The following is a 17,345-nucleotide window of genomic DNA, read 5'->3' as shown; positions in this document are numbered from 1 at the left end:
TTACAGGAATGCTCCTTTAAAGCATTGACTTCAATCGCAAAATCGCCTGCGTGATCGCTTCAAATTCCAATGCATTCCGGGTGGTGGAAACGGGCAATTGCTGCTCCTCAATGCACTGAAAGCAGGCAGGCAGTTCGAGATCGGTGTCGAGATCGAGCACCAGTTTCAGCCCGGTTCTGCTTTTGCGGCTCCCGCAGAAGCGGCAATATCCCGTTAAATCGGTTAAATACGGCTCCGGTCCCCCATGTTGAATCGTTTGCAAAATATTTTTTTCGTAATAGTCGATCAATTGCTCGAATTCTTTATCCTTGCTCATAACCATCCCTTTCTTAATCCCTTCTTCTTTCTTCCGGTATTCTTTCCGGTTTGGCCGGCAACAGGCAGATGATCTTCCGTTCAAATCAGGGACAATCCAAACTTTTCATCTGATCACCTCCGGCCGCACACCGTCTTTCCAATGATTTGGATTCCCTGATTCCGACAAAAACATCCAGGGCCAAAAACGGCAAGATGATCGGTTTGCGATTAACTCCGAGAAGGATCATCTCACAGACTTTTCATAGAATATTTTTTATATCTCTGTCTCACATTCCTTCTAATCTGATTTGTTGTTTTGTTGCCTCAACCGAAACAATCCATTTTTCACCATACCCGCGACTGTGGACGAGCATTTGTGGCAATAGACCAGGGGATCAAGGCATTTGCAGAAAACAGGGAACGACGGAAATTCAAAATCATGTTCACCTCTCAGAGGTTATATTTCTTGCATATGTGCCGGAACATCCCCATAGCCGGCAGGAACAAAATCCGGCCCCCGTCCGGAAGACCCGAAAGCCGGTGAGAAAGCAAGGAAAGTATTTTTGCCCGTACAAACCTTTGGTAAAATTAATGAAAGAGTTCAATGGATGAAACATCGCATCAGACTGACTTCCGTTCGCACCCTGAATATCAAAGCTCCCGCTTCCTTCGCAGCACAAAAACACCCATTCCCTCCTATTGAACTTTGTCCACATCCTCCCTTTTCATTTGGAAAGACTTTTTCTCTTTTTGCAATGCGCGATTCCGATCGGAAAGGAGGAATAAAGCACATGCTGATCAAATGGATCGTCTGCCAAGTGCCTGAAGAAAAGCGGGCTGACTTTTCCAGAGCACAGGAGTCCTGGAAGGATCTGGCAGGCGCAGACGGATTTTACTGGCAGCGGCGGCTGGAACCGACATCGTCCCTCTGAGGCTTGCATCCTCTTCTGCTGGCGGGATCAACACGCTTATGATCAGTTTATGGCCTCACTTCATGACACCATTTTTCAGGCGAACCACCAGCAACAGACGTACGAATCCATTGCCGTCACCTTGGCCGATATCATCATGGAAATCCCGGACAAAGGCAGCATCACCCGCACCTTAAAGGGAAAATGGCTGCGGGCCGCTGACTGCATGATTGCCCCTGGTCAGGAGACACACTTTCTCAACGTCCAGCAAACGGTTTGGAATCCGGCGCTCGCCCAAAGCGCAGGCATGTTCGGCGGAATGGTGGCAAAAGCGATCCATCCCCCTGTCCGTTACCTGATCTTCAGTTTCTGGGAAGAAGAAGCCCAGCGGACATACACAAAAAAAGTTGCCCAGCTGCGGCAACAAGCGGAAACAGACCGAGATACAATCACGATCACCGGTTATTTGGTTGAAGAAAATGAACGTTGGCTGGTGACAGGCTAGCATCCCCCGCCTGCCGACTGCGAACGATGCAGACGAATCCCGCCGGCAAAGCGGTTCAGACCCCCGTTTTGCCAGCGGGATTCGTTGACCACCGACGTCTGGCCGTTCCTGCAACCGGCTGAACGTTTCCTCTATTTTAACCTTCACCGAAACGAACGAACCATCACCTGATAATTGCCTTCCTCACGCTTCACTTTAAAATCAAGGCGGTCATACAAACCCTTGGCCGGGTTGTTTTTATGAACCGTCACAGACAATCCCGGATACCCTTCGAGCCGTGCCTGGTCAATCAGACGGGTGAGCAGTTGCCGGCCCAGCCCCTGATTTTGATATTCCGGCAACACAGCCAGAATCAGTTCGGGAATTGCCTCGTCAACGAAGCCGAACCCGGGTTCCTCTTTGCTGAACTGACGAAACCAGACAGCCCCGATCGGCTTTTTCTCCTTTTTCAAAGCAACAAAAAAACCCAAATCTCCCGGTTGTCCCCAGTTGTCCAAATACCGCCGATGCTCCGGTTTCTCAAGCAAACTCTCCTCTGCGGCTCCATCCCCGGGAACAGTGAGCGCCATAGTCAAAAAATCCTTGAGAAAGGGGGCGTCTTTCGGTCTGATGATGCGAAATACAAGCTCCAAGGTGTTTCATCCCCTTTTGTCATGATCAGCCACATTGTAAGCCAAAGTGTGAGCTTCGGATAAGAACCTATATTCGACCGTCACCGACAGTTAACCTGCTAAACATATAAATATTATAGAAAAAAATGTGAATAAAAACAGCGGTGCGCGTTACATAACCGTTTTTTGAAAACAAACCTGCTTTGCTCGCTGCCAACAATTTTGACAATGAAAATAATTTGAGCAACACCGTAAAGATCCCCGTCGCAGGCGCGTTGATTTGCAAACCAGCTATGTACAGCTGTTGTGTCAACAGGACAATCCCTCTTCAACCTGTTCAAGTATAACAGACCAATATGACTCTTCATCCGATAAAGCTTTTGAATCCGCTTGATTAAATTGCCGTTTAATCTCATTCACTATTACTGATCTCTTTTCTTCATCATCTTCGCACTCCATCGCATTCACCAACTGAGGGCGGTAACGCAAATAGATCTTTAAAAACATAAGGAATTTCCCTATATCCGAATTAATAAATCTCCTTTGTACAGAAACTGGATCAGCACTTAAAAAATAGAGTTCCCCTGTTTCAACATATATTCCTATCTCGCTTCCTTCATTATCACCTAGAATGATATAATCACCGCCTTGAGCTAAACGGGGTTCGTTATAAAAATGGATATAAAAAGGATCTTCTTTCATTTCTTCTGCATTCATCGGTAATCCAACCGTTGCAAGAATTTCTTTGGTTTGCTGTGTCAGGTCAAACGGATCAAGTGTTCCATCATTGATTGTCACCGGATCCTTATCCCAACCATTCATGATTTCGTCCCTTAAGAAATCCATATAACCTTCTTCCTCTCAGATTGATGTCTTGGGCCGATTTTCAAATCCTGTGAATGCGAAAACATGTCGATCAGTTTTTTGTTGTTTTGGAGAAACTGAAGTACGAGGGAACATATCTACATTTAATTAATATTAAAAGCAAAACCTGCCACGAAAAAATCGGACAGGTTTTGTATATAAGCTGATCCTATTGCTTTAGCATCCTTTAGACTCCATAGGTTTGCCCATCAGTTTATTTGTCAAAAACAGTGCGGGCAGAATGCTAATCACCATGAAGATTAAGCTCGTAATAAATCCTGTGTGGTAAGCATCAGTAATGTTAACTGCCGTAACATCCTTCACATATTGAGCGTTACTGACTACTGTTGCCAAAATTGCGGAGCCAAAGGCGGCCCCAACGTTTTGGATAATGCGGGTGGCAACGCTGGCTGCCGGGACCTGCGGCTTCTGAAGTCCTACGTAAGAATCACTCATCACAGGGATCGTGATTCCTCCAACGCCTATTCCGCGTACGAACAGTACAAGCCATATGAGCCACTGCGCTGTTCCGGCATCAAAATATACAAATGGAAGCGTAGCAATGATGGTTATGCCGATTGAAGGCAATACGACAAACCTGGCTCCGAACTTATCAGTCATTTTGCCGACCAAAGTCCGTATTACCAGCGTTCCCACACCTTGGGGAATCAGCCAAAGTGCCGATGTAATGACGTTCAGGCCGCGTACATTTTGAAAAAACATCGGAAAGAGAAGCATAGGCCTATTGGTGGCGAATCCGGCTAAAAATAAAGAAAGAAACGATGCGCTGAAATTTTTTGATTTGAACAAATCCAGCGGTATCAATGCCTGATCCTTTCTCTTCCATGCATAAAGCAAGTATGCAATCAGCGAGACGGTGCCAATCACAAATGCAAGGATGCCTGTTGCTCGCATGCTCTGTGTCCTGATCTCCGTCACTCCAAAGACAAACATCCCCGATAACATTGCCAGCAACAGAATACCAAACCAGTCCAGTTTTGCAGATTTATCCACAGCCTCGAACTTCGGCAGCTTCCATTTTGTAATAAATATTGCAATAACCCCAATAGGAAGGTTTACAAAAAACAACCATTGCCACTGTAGGTGCTGTAAAATCAATCCTCCGATGACCGGCCCGACAATCGGGCCAAAAACAATCGGAAGCCCGACAATGGACATGATACGCCCCAAGTTTTCACTGCCGGCGGCTTGCACAATCAAGGAGGTAAGCGTTGGAATTATGATGCCTGAAGCAAAGCCCTGCAGCGCGCGAAATGCGATTAAGCTCTGCATATCCCATGCAAGGCCGCATAGCAGAGATCCTGCCAAAAACAAGCCCATTGCGCTCATATATACTTTTTTGCCGTCAAACCTTCGCATCATCCAACCGGAAAATGGAACGGCAATTCCCAAAGCCAAGACATATCCGGTCACAACCCATTGCGTAACGACAAAGCTGGCAGAGAACACTTTTGCCAAATTATTTACTGCAATATTGACAATGGTGGTATCCAGCATCGGCGGGAGTGCACCGAACACTAAAATCCACGCGATGCTGATAATTCCTTTTGGTAATTTTTCTTTTTCCAATATCTCCACCCCTTAAGGTACACTTTGCACCTTATAAGTATACACGCTTTTAAAATAAGGTGCAACATGTACCTTATTTTAATCCCGACAAAATGGTATAATGTTTTAGAACCAGTTGCAAAACTTACTTGTATACTTAATTATTGCTGGAAAGAGGTTGGACACAGGAATGAACAATTCAGGCAGGAACATGCGCAGGCGCGGAGACGCACTGAGTGAAAGCATTTATGATGCCACTATAGAAATGATCCAAAAAGTTGGCTATACCAATCTTACATTTCAGCAAATCGCGCAAGCCGCAAAAACAAGCCGTACCGTAATGTACCGCCGCTGGAAAACCAAATATGATTTGATTCGCGAAATAATGGTATATAAAATGACGAACATACTGGGCGGTGAATTGATTGACAGGATTGAGGACACAGGAAGCCTGCGTGGTGACTTGCTACAGTTGCTTACACTTTATCAAAGCATTTATGCAGAGATTGGACCTGAAATAATGAATGCGATTTTATTTGAGATAGGGCAAGACCGCAAAAAAAAGATTGAAATTGAAGTTAACGCCACAAATAAAAATATCCTGGTCATGCGTAAATTGCTCGGGTTCGCCAAAAACAGGGGTGAAAAAATAAAAGAGGTCAGCGATGCGACACTGACCCTGCCTTTTGACTTGATCCGTGTAGAAAATCTTCTGCGGAAAGATGTGATTGACAGAAACCGGCTTGAGTTATTGGTTGATGAAATACTGCTTCCGGTTTTTCTTGCATAACGTCCATTCCCAAGGAACCGGAAAAGTTCGATGAACGACTGGCACAATTTATGGAATGATCTAAATATGTTTTTGAAAAAAACCAGAATAAGCTCCGGAAGAAGAATAAAGCACATACCAAATCAGCAATCGGGAATAAACAATGAACTTTCGTGATACTCCCAGGCAGGTACCGGTTATGTAAGTATATTATAAAAATTTCATTTATCTGATAATAACCATCCGGGTTTCCTGACATTGTCACTGCCAACACAGTGATTCCGCAAAAGCTCAATGCCTGGAAACCCTTTATTTACAAGTTTTTCAGCCCTTCTATTGATCCTCCCTTGTCATCAATGTCACACTCTCGACATGTGCCGTTTGCGGGAACATGTCAAGCGGGACCACTTTTTTCAGGCTGTAGCCCCCGCGCAGCAAACGGTCGCAATCTTTGGCCAGCGTGGCCGGATTGCAGGAAACATAGACGATCCGCGGCACTTTAAGGTTGAGAAGGGTGTCGATCAAAGCATCATGCAGACCGGTTCGGGGCGGATCGACGACCACGACGTCCGGCCGCAGCCCTTCTCCGGCCCAGACAGGCAAAAGCGCTTCCGCTTGCCCTGTGTAAAACTCGGCATTTTCAATCCCGTTTCGCTTTGCATTCTCTTTCGCATCAGCAACCGCATCGGGAATGACTTCCACCCCGATCACCCGTTTGGCTTTTGCCGCCAGCCAAAGCCCGATCGTTCCCACACCGCAATACGCATCGACAACCGTTTCCGTTCCGGTAAGGTGAGCCACCTTGGCCACTTCATCATAAAGCTTTTCCGTCTGCAACGGGTTTAATTGAAAGAAAGCACGCGGGGACAGCAGAAAAACCAGATCACCGATGCGTTCTTCCAGTTTTTCTTTCCCCCACAACAGGCGGTTTTTCTCACCCAGAACCAACGAGGTTCGGTTCGGATTGTGATTGAGGATGATGCTTTTCACCTGCGGAGCCTGTTTGCACATTTCCGCAACAAAGGCTTGTTCCTGCGGGAAAGTTTTCGTCCTGGTCACGAGAACCAGTTGTATTTCCCCGGTTGCAAAGGAAATTCGCGCCACCAGATGACGCAAAACCCCTTCATGCTTCTTCTCATCATAGATGGAGATTCCCAGTTTCTCCGATATATCCCTGGCGGTTTGCAACGTTTTGTTGATAAGAGGATGCTGCACCAAGCAATCACTCACATCGACCAAACGCCGGGATGAGGCAGAATACATCCCCATCACGACCTTTCCCGCGATCATGCTGACAGGAAGCTGTGCTTTATTGCGGTAAAACCAGGGATCATCCATGGTAATCGTCGGCTCGATCGGAATCGTGGAAAGCCGGGTGTATTTGACAAATGCCTCCTCAAGCAACTCCCGTTTCAAACGTCGCTGCATTCTCCGATCGATGTGTTGCAGTTGGCAGCCGCCGCATTGATGGTAAACCGGACAACGCGGCTCGACCCGGTAGGCTGACTTCTTTTTCCATTTGATGAGCTTCGCCCGGACAAACGAAGGTTTCACCTGAGTGACGCGGGCGCTGACGATTTCTCCAGGGATAGCGCCGTCAATAAACACTACTTGTTGCTGATGGTAACCGATCCCTTCGCCGTTGATGCCGATGCGGCGGATCGGAACTTCAATCACCTGTCCTTTTTTCAAGCGAACTTTATGCTGATACTCCGTTTTTCCCATCTGACTTATCCCTTTCCCATATGATCTCATAACGATTCCTTGAAGAGCATGGACTGCCTTTTTGAACAGCTCCGGAACCTCATCCCCGCCCCGTCCCCTCTTTGCGGCAGAGCCCCTCTCCTCTTTCATTACTCCGTCCCGCACTCCTGATCCCAAACATTTTACCATTTTCCCCAAGGCATGGGACAGCAAGTCAAAGAAAACAAAGATTGTTGAAAGAGTTATTAAAGCGGAGTCTGCCGGATCCGGGCGTTTCTCTTTGCCCCCGGTTACTTTCCATAAAGGACGCGGCTGAAAAACACTCCCCCGCTTCACCTGAACATCTGCCAACTTTCAGCCATCGCTTTCCGATGGAGCATCCTTCTTCCTCTCAAATCTTTTTTCCGCTATGATATATTAAAACGAAATAAGCCCGGAAGCTTCTGTTCCTTCCGGGCGATGAAACAATGACGGCTGATGGGTGGCAATGTCATTCCTTTCAAGGGGGGGTTCTTATGAATATTCGCCCTGCGATGATCGCAGATGCCCAGGAAATCGCCAAAGTGCATGTGAAAAGCTGGCAAACCACGTACAGAGGCATCGTGTCAGAGGATTATTTGACCAGTCTCAATCCGGAAGAGAGCGCAGCCCGCTGGGAAAAACATCTGCGCAGTGACAGTGTGACGTATGTGGCAGAAACACCGGAGAAAAAATCGCCGGATTCATCTGCGGCGGCAAAATCCGAAGCCAACAGCCGGTGCAAACCGGAGAGGTTTATGCGCTTTACCTTTTGCAAGAAGTACAGAGACAACAACTCGGAACCCGGTTGATGCGGCAGCTCGCCGAATCGTTAAAAAAGCAAGGATGCAATTCTCTCGTGGTCTATGTAATAAAAGACAATCCTGCCAGGCGCTTTTATGAAAAGCTCGGTGCCATCCCCGTGAACTCGGAAACCTCTTGGATCGGGGATCAGGAAGTAGAAGAAATCCGGTATGAATGGGTCTCGCTTGATTCACTTTTAAAAAAGGCTGAGCAATCGACCACACATCAATGATAAAAACTCCCTCTTGCAGTCCACCGTGCGACAGGCCGCTTTTCACGGGATCAGGTCAAGAGCCGGAGAAAAGGCTGGACGGGGTAAGAACGGAAACAAATTTGTCACAAATTTCTATTTGATATAATAATCAAATCATTCGATAAACCATTTATAACATCTATTGATAAAAGCATCGGACAAACAACAGAACCGTTTAAAATTCCGATCCTTTTCTATCGAATTCATTCTGACAGTCGGAGGAGGAAAGGAGTATAATAAAGAAAGGCAGCACGACAACTTCGTATCCCTCCCTCCCCCTCGTTGGCAGGGGGGCTTTTTGTCACCCAATCTATTATTCGCATCCAAACTTCGTTTTTTGTCCCCGTCGGACGATTTTTTTGTAAAAAAACAGACGAACATGCCGAAGATGTCCGTCTCAGCCTCGTAACGGAGTTTCAAAAAAAGTCACCGGATCTTGGTGCTGTTCTTTGCTCCCGGTTCCTTCGTCACAAAATACCGTAATCCCCCGCAGTTTTATCCAACTGTCAATCGCGCCATTTTTTCTTCTTTGCTTTTCACTGATCCTCCCAAAAAGACCGGACGCTTGGTGACGATTTGTGCATTCCGTCCCGTTTTTGTGATCAAATCCGCCTCTGTCTCTTCATTCCATCCCGATACGATGCAGCCGATTTCCGTTTCCCTCTCCTTCTGCCTGAACGCCCAGCCGTGGAACTCCATTCCCCGACCGCTCCAGCGCTTTACCTGCTCCTCCCAGTCAGATTCCGTAACCGCATCTCCCGAGCGCAAGTAAATTAACTGTGTTCCCGCTTCTGCCGCCCCTTCGACAATCCAGGGTTCGGCCTTTTTGACCCGTCGGAAGGACTGCCAGCGTTCGATGTTGCACAAATCTTCGACCATGGCACTGGCAGTCGGATTTTCACCCGCTCCCTGCCCGATCAAGGTGAGATCCTGAATCCGGTCACCCTCGAGGTAAACGGCATTGTATACATCATTTACCTTTGACAGCAAATGCGATTTAGGAATGAGCGTCGGACAGACAGAACAGGCGATCGGCCCGCTTTCGCCAAATTGCTCCGCCTGGGCCAACAGTTTTACCGTATAGCCGAGCCTGTCCGCCAGTTCCAGCTCACCTGAAGTAACGTCGGTAATTCCCCTGCAGCGAATTTGCTCGACGGGAACATCGGCATCAAATGCCAGCCGGATTAAAATGGACAATTTATAAGCCGCATCACGCCCTTCGACATCGGAGGAGGGGTCAGCTTCAGCATATCCTTTTTCCTGCGCCTCCTTCAGAATTTCTGTGTATTCGCGTTTTTGCTCACTCAATTGCGACAGGATATAATTCGTCGTTCCATTTAATATCCCGCAAATCCGATAAACATGATTTGCCTTCAGGAAATGTTCCAGGGTGCCGATCACCGGAATTCCGCCGCCGACACTCGCTTCATACAAGAGCCGTACCCCATGCTGTTCCGCCAGTTCTTCCAGCTCGCGGCCGTGTTTGGCGATTAACTCCTTATTGGCTGTCACGACATGACACCCTTTTTTGATCGCTTCGATCAGATAGGTGCGGGCTGGTTCAACACCTCCTATCGCCTCAATGACAACATGGATCTGCTGGCGCAAAATCTGGTTATAATCGTCGGTCAACAGATGATGGATCTCCTGTATTTCCCGCTTTTTCTCGAGGTTTTTGACCAGAATGGAACGAATATTGAAAAATCTGCCCGTGCGCCGGGCGATCACATCCTGATTCTGTTGAATCATCTTAAAAACTCCGCTTCCCACTGTTCCCAAACCGAGAAGTGCCACCTGAACTTGTTCCACGCTCTTCCCCTCCTGATCCAAAATAAAAACCCCCTTCAGATAAGAAGAGGGTTCTGTTCCAAGAAAAACCTTTGCCTTCTTATCTCTCAGTGCCAGATGCACTGCAGGAATTAGCACCTTGTTTGCCCATACGGGCAAAACGGTTGCCGGGCTTCATCGGGCCAGTCCCTCAACCACTCTTGATAAGAAATGAAGGATATTCTCTTTATCGTGACATAGTTGAAATTATTATGGAATGGATAACCCTGATTGTCAAGATCCAATGTCAAATAATTTCGTTTTTCAAAACGCCGAGCCTCTCGATCTCCAGTTCAACCTGATCACCGGGTTCCAGCCAGCGATGCACTTCTTCCCCCAATTCCAAGATACAGCCGGTGCCCACCGTGCCGGAGCCAATCACATCACCGGGGGCCAATACACATTCGGACGAGGCCCGTTCAATCATTTGCGCAAATGTCCAATAGAGATCCTTGACATTGCCCCTGGAGACTTCGCGGCCGTTGATGCGCGCGGTCATCTGTAAATCCCAGCGCTCGCCCTGCCTGCGGTCCTCCAGTTCATCCAGGGTGACCAGATACGGACCGAGCGATGTGGCAAAATCTTTTCCCTTGGCCGGGCCCAGACCTACCGCCATTTCCTGCCGCTGCGCATCCCTGGCGCTCCAGTCATTCATGATCGTAAAGCCGGCGATATACTCCAGTGCCTTGTCACGGGCAATATTTTTTCCTTTTTTCCCGATAATACAGGCAATTTCCAATTCAAAATCGAGGCAATGGGTATACGACGGCTTCTTCACTACATCTTGGTGGCCGACAACCGCATGGTGATTGGAAAAATAAAAGACAGGAATCTGGTACCATTCCGGAACCATATCAAGGCCGCGTCGGGCCCGGCAGGTTTTCACATGCTGTTCAAAGGCGTAAAAATCACGGACGCTGGGTGGAACCGGAAGCGGGGAAAACAATTTTACCTCTTGCAGGGGAATGGTGACAGGTTCCCCCTCGACAAACAATCGCTCAAGCGGCTGCAAACGAATCAGCCGATCCAGTTCCTTCAGTAAAACCAGTTCCCCCTCCCCTCGTTTTAAACAAGATAGCAGATCGGTGGCCAATTCGTACGGAAGGGAAACACCTTTTTCTACTTCCAGCCACTTTTGCGCAAATCCGACATCAACCACATGCCGGCCGATAATCCAACCGAACCTCGCCCCGGCATCATCGCGGGTATGAATGTTCAGGTCGTCCTCTTTCACTTTGTATGTAACCAGTTTCAAAGCGTATCCCCCCTTAGCTTAAGCATATTCGCGCCAAAATATCTTTTGCAAGTGCCTGAAGAAAAACAGACTTTATCAAGATCGGCTCGCACGATCTTCATAAAGTCTGTACAACAGGCTCTTTCGCCGTCAGTGTTTCGCGCACGATCCGCCGGCTTGCTCCCGGTGAGAGAAGCGGCGTAAATCTCTCACGAATCCGCTGGCGATTAAAGCCGGGCGAAAAAAATTTTTCAATCTGAATGCGAATGGTGGAGGGACGTGTAATCATCGCCACCCGATGATGCAATAAATACTGCTGGTTTGCTTCTTCCTGGCCGGGAAAAGCCTCAAAAAGAAACATCGGTAATCGCTTGGCAATCGCTTCACTGATCGTCAGGCCACCCGGTTTTGTCACAAGCAGATCAGCAGCCGACATGAACAAGGCCACATCGCGCCGGAACGCTTCAATGAGAATATGGGGACAATCGTGTTTTTTCTTGAGACGTTGGTAGAGATTGTGGTTTTTTCCGGTTAAAACGACAAACTGAATCCAGGTGAATCCCTTCAGCTCTTCGACAATTTGTTCCAGCGGACCCAGGCCTGTACCGCCGCCCATGATGAGCACCACGGGCCGGTTTGGATCAAGCCCCAACTGCAAGCGGGCCTCCAAAGCGGAAACTTCTTCATAAAACGCGGGATTGATCGGGATGCCCGTTTCCAGCAATTTCAATCCCGTTTTCCATTGAATGCGTTCCAGATCCCCGCGCCTGAGCAACTGTTTCGGTACACACAAAACATCCGGAACCCTGGCGAGCCAAATCGGGTGCAACTCATAATCGGTAACCACGCCGACAGTAAGAACGTTTTCCCAGTCAGCCGGACAGAGCAGTGTGCCGAAGGGATGGGTCGTCACAATGCGCGCCGGTTCATCCGGAAAGAGCTGGCTCAGTTTTTTCCGGATCGTCCAACCCATTTTTTCGATCATCTCGCTCGAGACATAGCGAATAATTTTATTGTGATGAGTCCAATCATAAAGGTAATGATACAGGGTTGGAAATTTATTCAACATACCCTGATAACCGGATTGCAACAGGGGATGGAAGGATCCAGGAATCAATTTTAAAAGGTCGACCACTTCAACCGAAAGATGCGGCCGTTGTTTTGCAAATTGGCATTCTAATGCTTTCGCAGCAGCATTATGGCCTGTCCCAAATCCCATTGAAAGCAGCAATATGCGTTCGATAGCGATTCCCCCCCTTTGCACCGTTCATCCCCATTATACTTTTCCCGTCCCGTCAATGGATAAAATCCACATTTTTTATGAGCAATATTAACCATCTTTCAATCTTTCCGAGCCATCGACCGTTGCGCCAAGCGGACCATTTCTTTTACCATGTTTCCGCCGATGAACCCGCCGATTTTCCCTGCATCTTCTGCCCGGATGTCTCCATTTCCTCCTCTTTTCCGGAGGGGGATATCAAACTGTTTGGCCACTTCCATTTTTACGTCTTCCGGATTGGTTATATTCGTCCCGAGCACCTGGTTTACCACTTCTTTTTTAAAGCGGTTTACCCCTTCTTCAGCACCCGGAACCAACAGGCGATTTCTCCCCCGCCTCGGCATGCAAACCACCTCCTTGAAGGTAGTGTGCGAGTTATGGACCGTGATTATGAGGGGAAGCCGTATTTTTATATTCTACACTATTTTAAACACCGAGCAAAAGAAAAAGGAGATGGTTATTTCAGAAACAGATGATTGCCGATGTGAATCGCTTTTCGGTGCTTCGCCTTTTTCTCCATCCAGGTGGAGGTGGCAATTTCAGGGTTGTAATAATAAAGGGCTCCATGCGTCGGATCCGCCCCTGCCAGCGCTTCTTTTACCGCCCGATACGCTTCCTGATCCGGTTTTAAATGAATCTGCCCGTCATCGACCGCAGTAAAAGCGTTGGGCTGGTAGATCACCCCGCGAATGGAATGAGGAAATTCATCGCTTTGGACGCGGTTGAGAATGACGGCGGCCACAGCCACTTGTCCCTTAAACGATTCTCCGCGCGCTTCCCCGTAAACGGTGTGGGCCAGGAGGGCTAATTCCTCCGGCGAAACACGCATCTTGGGGCGATGCCGTTCCGGATGATGTTTCACTTCGGTTTCCCTGCGCATATCCCTGTCGCTCTTGCTGACTTGTAGTAAATGATATTTCCTCGTCACGTATTAAACCGCTGCGTCCGCAAACGTGGTCTTATTTGTCCAGTCTTTATAGTTAAAACCCGCTTGTAATTGCTGTTTCATTTTCATGGCAACACTCTCTTGTTTCATCTTGACCAGTGTGATCTTCTTCTCCGCTTCAGCCTGACGCTGTTGAAAGGGCAATATCCCCAGCGTCAGCAAGAATGAAACGACAAGCGGGAAGGTTATTTTCGCAATATTCACTCAATTACCTCCCCTATTGTTTATTCCCTTTCACACCGCCGTTTTATGAATGAACCTGCGCCTGAAAGGGGTGAAATTAAATACAAGTATTTTAATTTTACATCAGTCATTCTATAGCAATCCTCTGTGCACCTCAATAGTAAGTTCCTGCCAGTTAATCCGGACAAACGCGTACTCTGTTCGATTCGCCCCCGGCACCCGAAAGATGCAAAAAACCTCCAGCCGGGAAAGGCTGAAGGTTTTTTTGTACCTGATATATTAGCCGCGTGCAGCGAGGAAGCGTTTGTTTACTTCTTCCCAGTTGACCACGTTCCAGAATGCTTTAATGTATTCCGGACGTTTGTTTTGATATTTGAGGTAATAAGCATGCTCCCAAACATCGAGCCCGAGGATCGGGGTTCCGCTGCCGTCCATCAGCGGATTGTCCTGGTTCGGGGTGCTGAGGATTTCCAGTTTGCCGTCTTTGACAACGAGCCAAGCCCAGCCGCTTCCAAAACGTTTGGCCGCAGCATCGGCAAATTTTTCTTTGAATGCGTCAAAGCTGCCGAAGGTTTCGTCAATGGCTTTGGCTACTTCGCCGGTCGGTTGTCCGCCGCCGTTCGGGCTGAGAATTTGCCAGAAAAGGCTGTGGTTGGCATGACCGCCACCATTGTTGCGGACAGCGGTGCGAATGCTTTCCGGCAAGGCATTCAGGTTGGAGATGAGCTCTTCCACCGTTTTTTCCCCTACGTTTTGCCCTTCAATCGCAGCATTCAGATTGTTGACATAGGTTGCATGATGGCGATCATGGTGAATTTCCATGGTTTGCGCATCAATATGCGGTTCCAGAGCGTTAAAAGCATAGGGTAAAGCCGGCAATTCATATTTAGCCATATCAAACCCTCCTATGTAATCATTAAAAATAGATCCTTGGCAAAGGCCAAGGGAGTTAAATCAAATTGTTACACCTCTTTATTATTATGCTAAAAATCGATTCTTATAGTCAACCTAAACGGACCCGTTCGCAAAAATCTTCTCCAGGCAAGTCACATCTTCCAGGATAAAATCAGCACCCAACTCTTCAAATTTCGCCCGTGCCGCCTGCCCCGTCAACCCGGTCAAGGTGGCGGCAAAATCGCACCCCATCTTGCGGGCGGCCAGGAAATCCGCAACCGAATCTCCGACGATCAAAATTTGTTTTCCATCGGCAAGCGGTAAAGCTTCCCGCAGGCATGCAGAAATTTCAGCTTCTCTGCCCAGATACGCTTTCACATAGGTATACGGCTCCGGCTTTCCCAGCGGGGCAAACTCCGGATAAGCCTCTTCCGCAGCAATGACATCCGTGGCCGTCGCAATATGATTTTCCGCAAACAGCGGGAAGAGATCCAACTGTTCAAACGGAACCTTTGTTTCCAGGAAGGACCGTCCCGTCCCGATGCCGATCGTAATCCCTTGCTCACGCAAACCGGTCAACAGCTTGCGGATCTTCTCCGGCTGTGCCAGCGGAATCTCCTGATATAAAAAACCTTTTTTGCCCGATTCCCTCGCGTCTCTCCCTTCGGTCTGCCTGTAAAGCTCCGCTCCGAGATACCATTCCTGATAAACCGAATATCCCAGTTCCCATAATGAGCTGTTGCGGGAAAACTGGGTGACCGGAATGGAAAACCACTCGGAAGCGAGTTCATTGAAATAGGTGAGCAACTCATGTTTGCTGATCGCTTGCTTCCCTTTGAAAAGTTGGGGAAATGCCGCAAATGATGGCCGGAACGAGGCGATTTCCGCTTTGCCCCAGCCGGCCAAGGAACGAAGGGATTCTTCGGTAATCGGTTCAAGCAAAAACCGTTCCACCTTTTCTTTATGCCGGGGTACCAGAGTTTTCAAAAGCTGCAAAAGCTGTGCGGAAAATCCCAAAAAAACCATATCCCAATTGGAATTGATTCCCTTTGACTTCATCCAGTCCAAAACGCGGTCATGATCAAACACGGTCTCCCGGATGAATCGAATCTGCTCTTCCCCGGGCTGCGTCGTATGCCTGTCTTTTTCCGCCGCCAAAAAATGCGGAGCGTAGAGCAGTTCCCAAATCGACAAGGCCGAAGCATCAAAGCAGCGTTCTTCACTTAAAAAAACTCCATCGACATCAAATAATATCATCTTGTACAAAGCCGGTTCCTCCTACCGATGTGCAATTTGCTTTATTGTAATAAAGGAAACAGAATACTGCAAGGCTTCCGTCATCGTGATGTGCATAAATTTGGATGACCGCATCTTTAATAATTTACTAATCTCGTAAAAAACAATACTTCACATCGCATAATGAATAGATTATGATCGAAATAGACAGAAGAAATTTGCCATTTTTTGTCCGTTGCGAGCATAATTCCCAAACATAAATGGGAGGGGAAGACTCATTGCCAAAGAATAAATGGCTTCGCTATCTTTCCTGTCTTGTCGCGCTCGCGCTGATTGTGATCCTGTTTCCTGCCAACACGCACGCGGCCGCTTTTCCCGATTACAAGATCGAAGTGAACAAAACCACCAATAAACTCTATCTCTATCAAAACGGAAAAGTGATCCGGTCCTATCCCGTTGCCACGGGGCGAAGCAAGAATCTGACGCCGGAGGGAACTTTTCCGATTGTTGTGAAAATCGTAAACCCGGGATGGAAAAACATTCCCGGCGGACGGGCCGACAACCCTCTCGGGGTTCGTTGGAACGGAATCAGCGTTAACGGCGACCGCGGACGTACTTATGGCATCCACGGGACAAACAATCCCAATTCGATCGGAAAACATGTTTCCAATGGATGCATCCGCATGAATAACAAAGATGTGATCGCCTTATACAACACGATTTATGAGGGAACCCCCGTCTGGATTCACTCCGGCAAAAGCGATAACCATTGGCGGGGTGACAGTCGCGTCGGCTTAAAGCCTGCCACGGGTACGGCCACCATTACCGGACAAAATGTGAATGCGCGCACCGGCCCTTCCACAGGGTCATTTGTTCTGACCACCTTAAAAAAGGGAACGCGTCTGTCGTTGACCGGGATCTCCGGTGACTGGTACCAGGTGAAATTGCCAAACGGGCGCACCGGTTTTGTCTACAAACCCTACGTAAAAATCTCGGGCGTTAAGACCGGACCGGCACCGACTCCGGCTCCGCAGTTCCATTCGGCGAACGGCCAGATTGCCATCACGGTTAACAGGGCCAATATCCGCACAAGTCCCAGCTTGAATTCAGCCATTTTCACGCAGGCCGGCAAGGGAAGCAAATTTACATTGACTGCCGACAGCACGGAATGGTATCGGATTCGCTTGAGCAGCGGAAAAACGGCCTACGTCCATCATTCCGTGGCAAAGGTTGTTTCAACCGCAAAGCCACCTGCATCCAAACTGACGGTCACGGCCTATCTTGCCAATATCCGTTCTGCTCCCTCGCTTTCCGCATCGGTTCTGCAACGCGTAAGCAAGGGCACCATACTTACGAAGACAGGGTCTGCAGGCGATTTCTTTCAAATCCGCTTAAAGAGCGGGCAAACTGCTTATATTCATAAGTCCTGTGTAAAATAATT

18 protein-coding genes, 1 pseudogene and 1 riboswitch are annotated in these 17,345 nt (G+C 48.1%); of the genes and pseudogenes, 5 read left to right on the top strand and 14 right to left on the bottom strand.

The window, feature by feature from the left end:
- Positions 1-16: 16 nt before the first annotated feature.
- Positions 17-400, bottom strand: a complete 384-nt coding sequence (locus JG50_RS0117530) for a hypothetical protein (RefSeq protein ID WP_033102400.1) — start codon at positions 398-400, stop codon at positions 17-19.
- A gap of 505 nt (positions 401-905) precedes the next feature.
- Between JG50_RS0117530 and JG50_RS20815 the strand changes: the two are divergent.
- Positions 906-1,713 (top strand): annotated as a pseudogene (locus tag JG50_RS20815) (YdbC family protein).
- 143 nt (positions 1,714-1,856) lie between these two features.
- On the opposite strand, the gene JG50_RS0117515 reads toward JG50_RS20815, so the two are convergent.
- From JG50_RS0117515 to JG50_RS0117500, 4 genes are all read right to left on the bottom strand, one after another.
- Entirely contained in the window at positions 1,857-2,345 is a 489-nt protein-coding gene (locus JG50_RS0117515; protein WP_052154465.1) for a GNAT family N-acetyltransferase, read from the bottom strand.
- Positions 2,346-2,412: 67 nt separating this feature from the next.
- Entirely contained in the window at positions 2,413-2,637 is a 225-nt protein-coding gene (locus JG50_RS0117510; RefSeq protein ID WP_033102398.1) for a hypothetical protein, read from the bottom strand.
- Positions 2,634-3,146, bottom strand: coding sequence for an SUKH-4 family immunity protein (locus JG50_RS0117505; protein WP_160173939.1), 513 nt, complete (start codon positions 3,144-3,146; stop codon positions 2,634-2,636). The genes JG50_RS0117510 and JG50_RS0117505 overlap by 4 nt, the downstream gene beginning before the upstream one ends.
- A 219-nt stretch (positions 3,147-3,365) precedes the next feature.
- A complete protein-coding gene (locus JG50_RS0117500) occupies positions 3,366-4,778 on the bottom strand; it encodes an MDR family MFS transporter (RefSeq protein ID WP_033102396.1) in 1,413 nt (470 codons plus the stop codon).
- Positions 4,779-4,947: 169 nt separating this feature from the next.
- Between JG50_RS0117500 and JG50_RS0117495 the strand changes: the two genes are divergently transcribed.
- Positions 4,948-5,547 carry a TetR/AcrR family transcriptional regulator gene (locus tag JG50_RS0117495; protein WP_033102395.1) on the top strand — a complete coding sequence of 200 codons (600 nt, stop codon included), beginning with the start codon at positions 4,948-4,950 and terminating at the stop codon, positions 5,545-5,547.
- Between the two features lie 312 nt (positions 5,548-5,859).
- Here the strand turns inward: JG50_RS0117495 and rlmD are convergent, their stop codons facing one another.
- A complete protein-coding gene (gene rlmD, locus JG50_RS0117490) occupies positions 5,860-7,251 on the bottom strand; it encodes a 23S rRNA (uracil(1939)-C(5))-methyltransferase RlmD (protein ID WP_033102406.1) in 1,392 nt (463 codons plus the stop codon).
- A 494-nt stretch (positions 7,252-7,745) separates the two neighbouring features.
- Between rlmD and JG50_RS19835 the strand changes: the two genes are divergently transcribed.
- Entirely contained in the window at positions 7,746-8,060 is a 315-nt protein-coding gene (locus tag JG50_RS19835) for a GNAT family N-acetyltransferase (protein WP_052154464.1), read from the top strand.
- On the top strand, positions 7,988-8,284 hold the full coding sequence (locus tag JG50_RS19135; protein WP_235281745.1) for a GNAT family N-acetyltransferase: 297 nt from the start codon (positions 7,988-7,990) through the stop codon (positions 8,282-8,284). Before JG50_RS19835 ends, JG50_RS19135 begins: the two co-directional genes overlap by 73 nt.
- A gap of 516 nt (positions 8,285-8,800) precedes the next feature.
- Here JG50_RS19135 and JG50_RS0117480 read toward each other — a convergent pair.
- The 8 genes from JG50_RS0117480 to JG50_RS0117445 all read right to left on the bottom strand — a co-directional run bounded on the left by JG50_RS0117480 (position 8,801) and on the right by JG50_RS0117445 (position 15,925).
- A complete protein-coding gene (locus JG50_RS0117480; RefSeq protein ID WP_160173938.1) occupies positions 8,801-10,114 on the bottom strand; it encodes a homoserine dehydrogenase in 1,314 nt (437 codons plus the stop codon).
- 76 nt (positions 10,115-10,190) lie between these two features.
- Positions 10,191-10,303, bottom strand: a riboswitch (SAM riboswitch).
- 76 nt (positions 10,304-10,379) lie between these two features.
- Positions 10,380-11,387, bottom strand: coding sequence for a fumarylacetoacetate hydrolase family protein (locus tag JG50_RS0117475; RefSeq protein WP_033102394.1), 1,008 nt, complete (start codon positions 11,385-11,387; stop codon positions 10,380-10,382).
- Between the two features lie 97 nt (positions 11,388-11,484).
- Positions 11,485-12,630 (bottom strand): MGDG synthase family glycosyltransferase, encoded by a 1,146-nt coding sequence (locus JG50_RS0117470; protein ID WP_152568643.1) that lies wholly within the window; start codon positions 12,628-12,630, stop codon positions 11,485-11,487.
- Positions 12,631-12,707: 77 nt separating this feature from the next.
- Positions 12,708-12,989: an alpha/beta-type small acid-soluble spore protein gene (locus JG50_RS0117465; protein WP_033102392.1), complete on the bottom strand. Its 282-nt coding sequence runs from the start codon at positions 12,987-12,989 to the stop codon at positions 12,708-12,710.
- A 113-nt stretch (positions 12,990-13,102) separates the two neighbouring features.
- Entirely contained in the window at positions 13,103-13,525 is a 423-nt protein-coding gene (locus tag JG50_RS0117460; protein ID WP_052154461.1) for a cell wall hydrolase, read from the bottom strand.
- 51 nt (positions 13,526-13,576) lie between these two features.
- Positions 13,577-13,795, bottom strand: coding sequence for a hypothetical protein (locus tag JG50_RS0117455; RefSeq protein WP_033102391.1), 219 nt, complete (start codon positions 13,793-13,795; stop codon positions 13,577-13,579).
- 258 nt (positions 13,796-14,053) lie between these two features.
- Positions 14,054-14,668 (bottom strand): superoxide dismutase, encoded by a 615-nt coding sequence (locus JG50_RS0117450; protein WP_033102390.1) that lies wholly within the window; start codon positions 14,666-14,668, stop codon positions 14,054-14,056.
- Positions 14,669-14,782: 114 nt separating this feature from the next.
- Positions 14,783-15,925 (bottom strand): HAD family hydrolase, encoded by a 1,143-nt coding sequence (locus tag JG50_RS0117445; RefSeq protein WP_232330840.1) that lies wholly within the window; start codon positions 15,923-15,925, stop codon positions 14,783-14,785.
- A 257-nt stretch (positions 15,926-16,182) separates the two neighbouring features.
- Here JG50_RS0117445 and JG50_RS19600 point away from each other — a divergent pair, with 257 nt between their 5' ends.
- Positions 16,183-17,343 (top strand): SH3 domain-containing protein, encoded by a 1,161-nt coding sequence (locus tag JG50_RS19600; protein ID WP_235281744.1) that lies wholly within the window; start codon positions 16,183-16,185, stop codon positions 17,341-17,343.
- Positions 17,344-17,345: the final 2 nt, after the last annotated feature.

This window comes from Thermoactinomyces daqus (genome assembly GCF_000763315.1).
Lineage (GTDB): Bacteria > Bacillota > Bacilli > Thermoactinomycetales > Thermoactinomycetaceae > Thermoactinomyces_A > Thermoactinomyces_A daqus.
This window is presented reverse-complemented; position numbering and strand designations above follow the sequence as displayed.